Consider the following 9542-nt stretch of genomic DNA (forward strand, 5'->3'; position numbering starts at 1 on the left):
CCATTGCGGAGGAGCAAGGGGCCGCCGGAACGAACTACGGGTATCTGCGCAGGAAGTCGGGCTGGCCGACCTCCTGCGCTCGGCTGCTGCTTCGGGAAGGCGGCGCCCAGGGCGGAGGAGCAGGGGCCCGGGGCGGCGAGCTACCGGGTCCCCTGCTCCCAGGCCGCCTTGAGGAGTTCGTACTCGACTTCGCCGTGCTCGGACCCCGGGATCGACTCCGGCCAGTCCCCGAAGTAGCTCCGGAGGAACGACAGGCCGGACTTCTCCATCACGCGCCGGGACCGCGTGTTCACGGCCATGGTGTTCGCCGTGACCCGCTCCACCGCGAGGTCGGTGAACCCCTTGTCGATCAGGGCCCTCGATCCCTCCGTGGCATAGCCCTTGCCCCAGGCGGCCCGGTTCAGCCGGTAGCCGAGTTCGACGACGGCGGGGTCGTGGTCGTCGAGCGGGCGGAGTTCGAACCAGCCCAGGAAGGTTCCGGTGTCCTTCTCCTCGGCCGCCCAGAAGCCTCGGGTGCCCGAACCCGGGTGGTCGTGGAGGAGTCGGGGCAGAGTGCGCACCCGGATCACGTCGCGGTCCGCCGGCTTGCCGCCGTTGATGAAGCGCATGACCTCGGGGTCGTTGTCCAGCGCGAAGAGGTGGTCGGCGTCGGCCTCGGTGAACGGCCGCAGCACGAGCCGTTCGGTCTGCAGGAAGGGATCCATCCAGCGATCTTCACCGGGCTCCGCCGAACCCGCCATCGAAATATCCGGGCCGGGTCGGCAGGGCCCGGGGCGACGCCGCCAGGGCCACGTGTCGCTGTCGGCCATCAGGGTTAACGGCCGTCCCGCCTTGCCCACCCGCTGGCGTGCCTGGTGAAGCGGCAGGCCCCTTCAGGCTGAAGTTGTGGCACCGATTCCCACCCCGGCCGGAGAGAAGCCCATGAGAAACCCCCGCACGGCGACCGCCATGGCCGCCGCCGTCGCCCTGATCACCGTGGTGTGCGGCGGCTGTTCCAACAGCAAGAGCACGACGACCACGGAAAGCCCGACAACGGCGGCGACCTCCCCCGGTAGTCCGGCCGCCACACCGACGTCGACGGGGAACACGAGCCCCGCCGCCGGATCCACGAGCGCCGGCGCCACGGTCGCGGCGGCCACCGTCGGCAAGTACCAGAGCGTCCTGGTCGACTCCCAGGGCAAGACCCTCTACCTGTTCGAGGCGGACACCTCGCCCACCTCGACGTGCTACGACGCCTGCGCCACCGCCTGGCCACCCCTTCTGACCACCGGCACCCCCACTGCCGGGAAGGGCGTCGACCAGGCCAAGCTCTCCACCACCGCCCGCAAGGACGGCAAGTCCCAGGTCGTCTACAACGGCCACCCGCTCTACTACTTCGTGGGCGACAAGGCGCCGGGCGACACCAACGGCCAGGGGTCCCCCGAGTTCGGTGCCGGGTGGTACGTGGTCGACGTCGCAGGAGACAAGGTCGAGGGCGGCTGAGCAGAAGCACGGCGTCGAACGGCGGACTTCCGCCGAACGGGACTGCTCATCGTCGCCACGACCTGTCCGAAGAAGTCGGAAGCGGCCCGAAGCGCCACATGCATCGACCGGTGGCCCCTTGCGAGGACGCAAGGGGCCACCAGCGCGAACTGCCTCCGCTGCGCAGGACGTCGGGCCGGCCGACTTCCGGCGCCTGGCTACGGCTTGGGGAAGGCGGCGGCCAGGGCGGAAGTGCGGGTGAGGACGGCGACCGCGACCAGTGCGAGGGCGGAGAGGCCCTGGAGGACGGCGTACCAGGCCGGGCAGAGGCCGGGGACGAGATCCACGCCGATGATGGCGATCGGCATGACGGTGGAGAGGGTGCGGACCCGGTCGAAGGCCTTGGCGGAGCCGCCGGCGGCACGGGTGGCCAGCCGGTGGAGGAACGGAACGATGGCGAGGAAGATCACGCCTCGGATCCACATGAACGGGGTCGTCGCGTGGCCGGTGGCCGCCATCACGGCGACCGTGCCGAGGACGACGGCGCCGCCGGCGCCGAAGAGCACGATGCACTTCTTCACCGTGGTGAAGGTGTCCCGGTCGGTCGTGGTCGCCATGGTTCTTTCCCCTCCGCGTCGTTGTGGGAACGACGCTACGGAGCGGACGCGCGGCCGGGTATGGGTCCAGCCCCACGAAGGGGTGGGTCCAGCCCCACCCCCCGTCAACCTGCGGGTCCGCACCGGAAATTGAGCGGCGCGTTCCTCTTGTCATGGCTATGGTGGCCCGATGACATCGGTCAAGCATTTCCAGGTCACCTTCGACTGCGCGGAGCCCGAGCGCGTCGGTCGCTTCTGGTGCGAGGTCCTGGGGTACGTCCCGCCGTCCACGCCGGAGGGGTTCGACACCTGGGACGACTACCAGCGCTCGCTGCCGCCCGAGGAGCGGGGCTCGTGGTTCGCGGCCGGCGACCCCTCGGGTGTGGGCCCGCGCATGTACTTCCAGCGCGTTCCCGAGGGCAAGGTCGTCAAGAACCGGCTGCACCTCGACGTGCGGGTCGGCACCGGGCTGGTGGGTGCGGAGCGCCTGGCGGCGCTCGAAGCCGAGTGCGCCCGGCTGATCCCGCTCGGCGCGACGCGCGGGCAGTTGCTGGTCGCCGACGACAAGAACGAGTCGTGCCTCGGGATGTTTGACGTCGAGGGCAACGAGTTCTGCCTCGACTGAGCGCTCTTGCCGGGACCCTGCAAGGGACCAGCCGGGATCTTGCAGGGTTCTGTCGGCGCGGGGCGGAGCCGGCGTGGCTAGTGTGACCGGGAGTGGACGTGAGCGAACGTCCGCGACCTGGGGGGTGGGGGAATGACTCCACTGGGCTTGAGCGTGGCCACCTGGTGGTGGATCGTCGCGCTGACGACGGTGCTGTTCTGGGCGCTGGCGATACCGCCGCAGCCGACGCGGAAGTACCGGATCATGGTGTCCCTGGCGCCGTTGGCCGGGGCGGTCTTCCTGGTCGGTCGCTCTCACATGAACGGGATGACCTCGGCCGGCGCGCTGTCCATGTACTCGCTGGCGATGCTGTCGATGACGCTGGGGACGGCCGGGCACCTCGGAAAGCTGGCGCGCCGACAGCTCGCGGCCGACGAGGCGGGTGACACGGACGAGGTGCCGCTCCCCTGGAGCTTCATGGTGCAGCTGTTCCTGTGCCTGACCGCGGGCATGGTGGTGTACTTCGTGATCCAGCCGTAGGCGCGGGGGAGAGACGGAGCGGCGTACGACCCGGGGTTCGGGTCGTACGCCGCAGTTCGTCAGGCCTCGGTGGTGAGCAGGTGGTCGAACTCGCCCGCCTTCGCGCCATGGAGGAAGGCGGCGAACCTGGGGGCGGCGGTACGGACGATGACCTCGCCCTCGTCGGACTCCCGGAGTTCGATCACCCCGTCAAGGGCTCGCACCTCAACACAGTCGGCGTTCGAGCCCGAGTAACTGGACTTCTGCCAAGTGGAGTTACGCATATTTGCTTTCCATGTCCTTCTTGATGGAGCGAATAAATTCGCGAGACTCCTCTTCTGAGAGAGCCGCCGAACCGATCCGGGCGAGCAGTGACCGGAACCTGGCTGTGTGGGCCGGGGCATCAAAGAGAAGGTTTCCGACACCTGAGTCCGACTGAACCGTGTCGAGCTCCTCAACCGGCCCCGCAAGGTACGTGAAGTTCTCGTTGGGCAGCGGGATCATATCGACGTCGAACAACACGATTCGGATGGAGATGTTGGGCCTCTCCGAGGCCTCGACAAGGGCGTCGAGTTGCTCGGCCTGGACCTTGGCTCCGCCGAACTGCATGCGTAGCGCCGCTTCATGGATGTACGCGGTGAACGGAGTCGATTCCGCGCGGATGATGTGCTGGCGCCGCAAGCGAAAGGCTGCTCTCAGATCGACCTCGTGTCCCGGAAGAGGCGGATAGGAGCGAGCAAACACAGCCGAGGCATAGGCGTTGGTCTGAAGCAGACCATGGATGAAGGCCATCGTGTAGACCGAGAGCCCTCGTGCATGAGCTTCAATTTCAGCGACCTCAAGGAAGTCCTGCGAGAGGTTTCCGCGGTACTCCTCCCACCAGCCGCCCTTGTCGCGGTCCGTGATGATGTCCGCGAGCGCATCGATCAAGGGCTCGTTGACACACATGCACAACGCGGCGATCGTCCGCAGGCGTTCGACGCTGATGCCGGTCTTGCCGCTCTCCATCTGGGTCACGTGAGCAGGGTTGATGCCCAGCGCTCGGGCGAGTTGGCTGCCGCCGAGACCGGCCTGCTCCCGCATCCTGCGCAGTTCGGCACCCAGCCGCAACTGACGGAGGGTTGGGTTCGATCGAAGGGCCATGGGATCAGTCTGCCAGCCACGTTCGGGGGAACTTCCCACAGATCGCCACAAATCTGTGGCGATACACGCTATGGTCATCCTCATAACGATCCGACGGATCGTCAGACACGCCTTGGTTCCTGGCAGTAGGCGCCTGCTGCCCGCCCGCCGAAGAGCAACCACACCCTGGCCTGGCTCACGGCTGCCCTCTCCCACACCACAGCCTCGCGGAGGTTCCCGTGTGCACCCTCAACACCCCCTCGATCACCCTCACCCGGCAGGCCCTGCGGGACGCCCTGGCCCGAGCCGCCTGGGACACCGAGACCATCTTCAACGCCGAACTCGCCCTCGGCGAGCTGATCGTCAACGCCTGGCGGCACGCCCACACCGCCTCGCCCGTCGTCTACTTCTCCCTCCTGGACCACACCCTCCGGGTCTGCGTCGCGGACGAGAGCGCCTCCCTCCCCCAGGAGAAGTCCCTCAGCCTCCTCGCCGAGTCCGGCCGGGGCCTCCGGCTCGTCTCCGGCCTCACCCACCGCTGGGGCGTCGACCCGCAGAAGCGCGGCAAGACGGTCTGGTACGAGCTGGACTCCGCCGCGTGACCCGCGAGCCGATCGCCCCCGACGACCCCCGGATGCGGGACTTCACCGCCCCGCACATCACCGTCCTCCTCGGGGAGCTGCACCGGCGCGGCCTCCCGCACGGGCTCCTCTGGGGCTCCGCCTCGGCCGGCGAGACCATCCTCGACGGGCGTCTCCTGGTCGACTTCGGCAATGCGCCCGTCAGCACCCTCCTCAACCTTCTCCACCTGCTCCGGGACCTGGACCGGGACGCGGCGTGGCAGCGGTGAGGCTCGTCGGACCGCGCTGAGCACATGCGAAGGCCCTCGCCCAGGGAAGGGGCGAGGGCCTCGCGGTCGTCCGGCGGAACCGGGTCAGCCGCCGGACGGGTTCCTGGGCATTCCTCCACCGCCCCCGCCACCGAAGCCGCCGAAGCCGCCCGCACCAGCGGCACCTTCGACGAGCTGGTTGGCGGTGTAGCCACCGTTGGCGTCGGGGGTGCCGACGACGGTCACGCTCTGGCCGGGCTGGAGGTCGGCGACCTTGCCCTCCTTGTTGAGCTGGACCTTCGTCGCGTCGCCGGTGGTGACCTTGATGGTGTTGCCGTTGGTGTCGGTCAGGTAGACGGTGTTGCCGTCGACGGCCTTGACCGTGCCACGGGCGAAGCCGGCCTGCCCGCCCTGCCCCTGCCCGGCGCCCTGCCCCTGGCCCCCGCGGCGGGAGCCGTTCTGCCCGTAGCCGCCGCCCGGAGCAGCCGCAGCGGCGGCCGGCCGGGCGGAGGACTTCCCGCCGGAGGAGGAGCCGTTGTTCTGCTGGTACCAGACCCCGCCCGCGAACGCGCCGGTGGCGATCACGCCGCCCGCCAGCACCAGGCTGAGCCAGGGCAGCTTCCGCCGTGGCGGCGCGGCCAGTTCGGCGCTCACATCACGGGCGTCCGGCGGCGTGGCGAGCAGGGCGACCTGCTCGGCCGGGGTACTGGCGACCGTGGCGATCTCTTTGCTCATGAAGTGGAGTCCTACTCGTGCCGGAGGGCGTCGATCGGCCGCAGCGAGGCGGCCCGGTTGGCGGGGTAGCTGCCGAAGAACAGCCCGATGGCGACGGCGATGGCGAACGCGCCGAGCACCGACTCGGGGATCACCACCGGCTTGATGCCGACGATGCTGAAGTGCGAGCCGGCGATCCCGGCCGCCACGCCCAGCCCCGCGCCGATCACCGACAGCAGCGTCGACTCGGTGAGGAACTGCCCGAGGATCACCGCGCGCGGCGCGCCGAGCGCCTTGCGGATGCCGATCTCACGCGTTCGCTCGGTGACCGTCACCAGCATGATGTTGGTGATCCCGATCCCGCCGACCAGCAGCGATATCGCCGCCACTGCGCCGAGCAGCACGGTGAAGGTCTTCGTCGTGCTCTCCCTCGCCGTGAGCAGCGAGGCCTGGCTGGTGATCCGGAAGTCCGCCTTGGCCGGGTCGGCGATCGCGTGCGTCCCGAGCAGGACGCGGGTGATCTCGGACTGGGCCGCCGTCGTGCTGTCCGCGGACGAGGCCTGGACCAGGATCTGGTTGACCGAGCCGAAGCCGGTGAAGGCGTTCTGCACCGTCGGCAGCGGGGCGATCACCACGTCGTCCGGGTCGGTGAAGCCGCTGCCGCCCTTGGCCTGGAGCACGCCGACGACCGTGAACGGCGTGCCGCCGAGGACGACCGACTTTCCGACCGGGTTCTCGGTGTCGAACAGCTGCTTGGCCGTCGTCGCGCCGAGCACCGCGACCTTGCGCGAGGCGAGCACGTCGTCGTCGGTGAAGTACTCGCCGTGCGCGACCTTCTGGTTGGCGGTCTCGAAGTACGACGGGTAGGTGCCGACGATCGAGCCCGGGCTGTACGAGATGTTCCCGTACAGCGCCGTCCCGCTGGTGGTGACCACCGGGGCGACCGACCTGATCGCCCCCGCGTCGGAGTCGCTCGCCAGCGCCTTGGCGTCGGCGACCGTCAGTTTCTTCACCGAGGAGGTGGCCCGGGAGCCGCCGTTCGCCGAACCGGAGCTGACCGTCAGGGAGTTGGTGCCGAGCGAGGTGATCGAGTCCTTGACCGCCACCGAGGAGCCGTTGCCGACCGCCAGCAGCAGGATCACCGAGGCCACGCCGATCAGCACCCCGAGCATGGTGAGCGCCGAGCGCACCTTGTTGGCGGCCAGGCCGCCGACCGCGAAGCGGAGCGTCTGCCAGAGGATCACGCCGACACCTCCGCGACCGGTGCCCCCGCGAACACCGGGTCCAGGAAGGGCGGCGGGCCCTCCACGGGCGCCTGCCTCAGGTCGCTCACGATCTGCCCGTCCACCAGCCGCAGCACCCGCTTGGCGTGCCGCGCGACCTCGTCCTCGTGGGTGATCAGCACGACCGTGCGGCCGGTGGCGTTGAGCCCGTCGATCAGTGCCAGCACCTCCTCCGTCGAGCGGCTGTCGAGGTTGCCGGTCGGCTCGTCGGCGAGCAGCATCGCGGGCGCCGTCACCAGCGCCCGCGCCACCGCGACGCGCTGCTGCTGGCCTCCGGAGAGCTCGTTGGGCTTGTGGCCGGCCCGCTCGGCGAGCCCGACGAGCGACAGCGCGGCCATCGCCCGGCGGCGCCGTTCGGCGGTGCGGACGCCCGCGTAGGCGAGCGGCAGCTCGACCTGGGCGAGGGCGGTGGTGCGGGGCACCAGGTTGAAGGACTGGAAGACGAAGCCGATCTTGCGGTTGCGCACCAGTGCGAGCTGCTGCTCGTCCAGGTGGCCGACGTCGGTGCCGTCCAGCAGGTAGCGGCCGGAGGTCGGAACGTCCAGGCAGCCGAGGATGTTCATCAGGGTGGACTTGCCGGAGCCGGAGCTGCCCATCACGGCGACGTAGTCGCCCTGCTCGATGTCCAGGCTGACGCCCTGCGGCTCGCCGGTCTCCGGGTCGGAGGGGCCGCGCAGCGCGTGCACGGTGGCGTCGCCGTGCCCGTACGCCTTGGTGAGCCGGCGGATCCGGATCACCGGGACGGGATGCGCGGGGACGCGGTTGTCGATGACGTGACGCATGACCGGACTCAGCCCCTGCCGCCGCGGCCGGTCCCGCCGTTGCCACCGCCACCGCCCGGGAAGACCGCGCCGCCCCCGGCTCCGCCGGCCCCGCCCCGGTTGCCGCCGAGGCCCGGGAAGGAGGCGTTCGGGAAGCCGTTGCCGCCGCTGGTGGTGGGGAGTTCGACCTTGTCGCCCTCCTTCAGCCCGGAGACCACCTGCACCGTGCTGTCGCCCTCGACCCCGACCCCGACGGTGACCCGCTCGGAGGCGCCGTCCGGCTGCACCAGGGTCGCGGTGCGCGACGTGCCGGTGCCGGACAGGGCTGAGGTGGGCAGCGAGAGCGCGTTGTCGGCCTCGCCGGTGATGACCTGGACGGTGGCGCTGAGGCCGGTGCGCAGCGTACTGGTGTCGCCGCTGAGCTGGAGCGTGGCCGCGTACTGGACGGCGGAGGAGCCGGCCGCGCCGCCGGAGCCACTGCTGCTGGGCAGCGAACTGACCGACAGGACGGTCGCGTTGAGCTTGGTGTCGGACTGCGCGTTCAGGGTGACGGTGGCCGCCTCGCCCTTCTTCAGCTTGAGCGAGTCGAGCTCGGAGAAGTTCGCGGTGACCTGCATCCCGGTCGGGTTGGTGAGCACGATGAAGCCGCTCGGGGCGGCCGTCGAACTCGCGCCGCCACCGGTCGACTTGCCGGAGGAGGAGGACGAGCCGCTCGCGGTGGCACCGACGGTGTCGCCGACCTTGCCGGCGATCGAGGCGACCGTACCGTCCACCGAGGCGGTCAGGGTGGTCCCGGCCAGCGCCGCCTGGGCGTTGGCGAGGTTGGTCTGCGCGGTGCTGACCTGCTGCTGGGCCTGGGCCACGGCCGCGTCGTCGACCTTGGTGGTGGTGATCGTGGTGGTCTGCGGGGCGGGCGTACTGCTCCCGCCCGCCCCGCGGCCGCCACCGCCGCTGCCGGCCCCGCCGCCGGGAGTGGCGACGGAGGTGGCGCCCGGCAGGGGCTCGGTGGTCGTGGTGGTGACGCCGGCCTGGGCCTTGGTGAGGTTGGCCTGGGCCGTGGTGAGGGCCGCCTGGGCCGCGTCCACCTGCTGCTGGGCCGCCGTGGTGTCGACGGTGGCGAGCACCTGGCCCTTCTTCACGGCGTCCCCGACCGCGACCTTGACCGCGGTGAGCCGGCCACCGGTGGTGAAGTCCTGGGCGGCGTCGGTCGGTGAGACCAGGGTGCCGGTTCCGGACACGGTGGCCAGGACGGTGCCCTTGGACACCGTCGCGGTACGGGCCGCGGGCTTGGCGGAAGCCGGGCCGGAGCTGCCGCTGACCGTGGCGTACACCAGGGCCGCGCCGCCCAGCAGGGCCACGCCGAGCGCGGAGTTGACGAGGACGGCGCCTCGCCGCCGTGGGAGCACCTTCATGCCGGACAGCTTCCCGGTGAGCCCTTGCGGACCACTGGATGCCTGCTGGGAGAAGGCTGACCGGCCGGATCCGGGCATTGCGAACATATCGCCCGCCCCGTGCGGGCGCCTTGACCGCTCCGTGGCCGGCCGTTGGCCGAACTCCCAGCGGGCTCCCAGTGGCCCCCAGGCATCCGGGAGGACGTTCTGAGGACGTTCTCACGGAGCCGCCCGGGAACGCCGCGGGGGCGCGCCACAGGAC

Annotated in this window: 13 protein-coding genes; 5 read left to right on the forward strand and 8 right to left on the reverse strand. The window is 70.5% G+C overall.

What is annotated here, in order from left to right; genetic code table 11:
• Nucleotides 1-140 precede the first annotated feature (140 nt).
• Entirely contained in the window at nt 141-704 is a 564-nt protein-coding gene (locus ACFU7Y_RS32490; protein WP_380770522.1) for a GNAT family N-acetyltransferase, read from the reverse strand.
• A 217-nt stretch (nt 705-921) separates the two neighbouring features.
• On the opposite strand from ACFU7Y_RS32490, the gene ACFU7Y_RS32495 reads away from it, so the two are divergent.
• A complete protein-coding gene (locus ACFU7Y_RS32495; protein WP_380770523.1) occupies nt 922-1482 on the forward strand; it encodes a hypothetical protein in 561 nt (186 codons plus the stop codon).
• A 197-nt stretch (nt 1483-1679) separates the two neighbouring features.
• On the opposite strand, the gene ACFU7Y_RS32500 is transcribed toward ACFU7Y_RS32495, so the two are convergent.
• Complete coding sequence (locus ACFU7Y_RS32500) at nt 1680-2078, reverse strand: hypothetical protein (RefSeq protein WP_380770524.1); 399 nt, start codon at nt 2076-2078, stop codon at nt 1680-1682.
• Between the two features lie 169 nt (nt 2079-2247).
• Here ACFU7Y_RS32500 and ACFU7Y_RS32505 point away from each other — a divergent pair, with 169 nt between their 5' ends.
• Nucleotides 2248-2682 (forward strand): VOC family protein, encoded by a 435-nt coding sequence (locus tag ACFU7Y_RS32505; RefSeq protein ID WP_380770525.1) that lies wholly within the window; start codon nt 2248-2250, stop codon nt 2680-2682.
• A 132-nt stretch (nt 2683-2814) separates the two neighbouring features.
• Nucleotides 2815-3201, forward strand: coding sequence for a hypothetical protein (locus tag ACFU7Y_RS32510; RefSeq protein WP_380770526.1), 387 nt, complete (start codon nt 2815-2817; stop codon nt 3199-3201).
• A gap of 59 nt (nt 3202-3260) precedes the next feature.
• Here the strand turns inward: ACFU7Y_RS32510 and ACFU7Y_RS32515 are convergent, their stop codons facing one another.
• Both ACFU7Y_RS32515 and ACFU7Y_RS32520 read right to left on the reverse strand, forming a co-directional pair.
• Entirely contained in the window at nt 3261-3464 is a 204-nt protein-coding gene (locus ACFU7Y_RS32515) for a DUF397 domain-containing protein (RefSeq protein WP_224277811.1), read from the reverse strand.
• Nucleotides 3457-4323: a helix-turn-helix transcriptional regulator gene (locus ACFU7Y_RS32520; protein WP_224277813.1), complete on the reverse strand. Its 867-nt coding sequence runs from the start codon at nt 4321-4323 to the stop codon at nt 3457-3459. Before ACFU7Y_RS32520 ends, ACFU7Y_RS32515 begins: the two co-directional genes overlap by 8 nt.
• A gap of 218 nt (nt 4324-4541) precedes the next feature.
• Here ACFU7Y_RS32520 and ACFU7Y_RS32525 point away from each other — a divergent pair, with 218 nt between their 5' ends.
• Complete coding sequence (locus tag ACFU7Y_RS32525) at nt 4542-4904, forward strand: ATP-binding protein (RefSeq protein ID WP_380770528.1); 363 nt, start codon at nt 4542-4544, stop codon at nt 4902-4904.
• A complete protein-coding gene (locus tag ACFU7Y_RS32530; RefSeq protein WP_224277818.1) occupies nt 4901-5152 on the forward strand; it encodes a hypothetical protein in 252 nt (83 codons plus the stop codon). The genes ACFU7Y_RS32525 and ACFU7Y_RS32530 overlap by 4 nt, the downstream gene beginning before the upstream one ends.
• 84 nt (nt 5153-5236) lie before the next feature.
• Here ACFU7Y_RS32530 and ACFU7Y_RS32535 read toward each other — a convergent pair whose 3' ends face one another.
• The 4 genes from ACFU7Y_RS32535 to ACFU7Y_RS32550 are packed head-to-tail and all read right to left on the reverse strand — an operon-like array spanning nt 5237 to nt 9301.
• Nucleotides 5237-5866 (reverse strand): hypothetical protein, encoded by a 630-nt coding sequence (locus ACFU7Y_RS32535; RefSeq protein WP_380770529.1) that lies wholly within the window; start codon nt 5864-5866, stop codon nt 5237-5239.
• 11 nt (nt 5867-5877) lie between these two features.
• Complete coding sequence (locus ACFU7Y_RS32540) at nt 5878-7089, reverse strand: ABC transporter permease (RefSeq protein WP_380770530.1); 1212 nt, start codon at nt 7087-7089, stop codon at nt 5878-5880.
• The gene (locus ACFU7Y_RS32545) at nt 7086-7910 is read right to left on the reverse strand and encodes an ABC transporter ATP-binding protein (protein ID WP_224277824.1); all 825 of its coding nucleotides are present in this window, start codon (nt 7908-7910) and stop codon (nt 7086-7088) included. Before ACFU7Y_RS32545 ends, ACFU7Y_RS32540 begins: the two co-directional genes overlap by 4 nt.
• 8 nt (nt 7911-7918) lie before the next feature.
• Nucleotides 7919-9301: an efflux RND transporter periplasmic adaptor subunit gene (locus tag ACFU7Y_RS32550; RefSeq protein ID WP_380770531.1), complete on the reverse strand. Its 1383-nt coding sequence runs from the start codon at nt 9299-9301 to the stop codon at nt 7919-7921.
• Nucleotides 9302-9542 lie beyond the last annotated feature (241 nt).

It is taken from the genome of Kitasatospora sp. NPDC057542, from assembly GCF_042801945.1.
Taxonomy (GTDB): Bacteria; Actinomycetota; Actinomycetes; order Streptomycetales; family Streptomycetaceae; genus Kitasatospora.

What these genes read in the sequence shown, in the direction of transcription:
- ACFU7Y_RS32515 (WP_224277811.1), bottom strand. Translation starts at nt 3,464, where the DNA reads ATGCGTAACTCCACTTGGCAGAAGTCCAGTTACTCGGGCTCGAACGCC.
- ACFU7Y_RS32510 (WP_380770526.1), top strand. Translation starts at nt 2,815, where the DNA reads ATGACTCCACTGGGCTTGAGCGTGGCCACCTGGTGGTGGATCGTCGCG.
- ACFU7Y_RS32495 (WP_380770523.1), top strand. Translation starts at nt 922, where the DNA reads ATGAGAAACCCCCGCACGGCGACCGCCATGGCCGCCGCCGTCGCCCTG.
- ACFU7Y_RS32490 (WP_380770522.1), bottom strand. Translation starts at nt 704, where the DNA reads ATGGATCCCTTCCTGCAGACCGAACGGCTCGTGCTGCGGCCGTTCACC.
- ACFU7Y_RS32520 (WP_224277813.1), bottom strand. Translation starts at nt 4,323, where the DNA reads ATGGCCCTTCGATCGAACCCAACCCTCCGTCAGTTGCGGCTGGGTGCC.
- ACFU7Y_RS32550 (WP_380770531.1), bottom strand. Translation starts at nt 9,301, where the DNA reads ATGAAGGTGCTCCCACGGCGGCGAGGCGCCGTCCTCGTCAACTCCGCG.
- ACFU7Y_RS32545 (WP_224277824.1), bottom strand. Translation starts at nt 7,910, where the DNA reads ATGCGTCACGTCATCGACAACCGCGTCCCCGCGCATCCCGTCCCGGTG.
- ACFU7Y_RS32500 (WP_380770524.1), bottom strand. Translation starts at nt 2,078, where the DNA reads ATGGCGACCACGACCGACCGGGACACCTTCACCACGGTGAAGAAGTGC.
- ACFU7Y_RS32535 (WP_380770529.1), bottom strand. Translation starts at nt 5,866, where the DNA reads ATGAGCAAAGAGATCGCCACGGTCGCCAGTACCCCGGCCGAGCAGGTC.
- ACFU7Y_RS32505 (WP_380770525.1), top strand. Translation starts at nt 2,248, where the DNA reads ATGACATCGGTCAAGCATTTCCAGGTCACCTTCGACTGCGCGGAGCCC.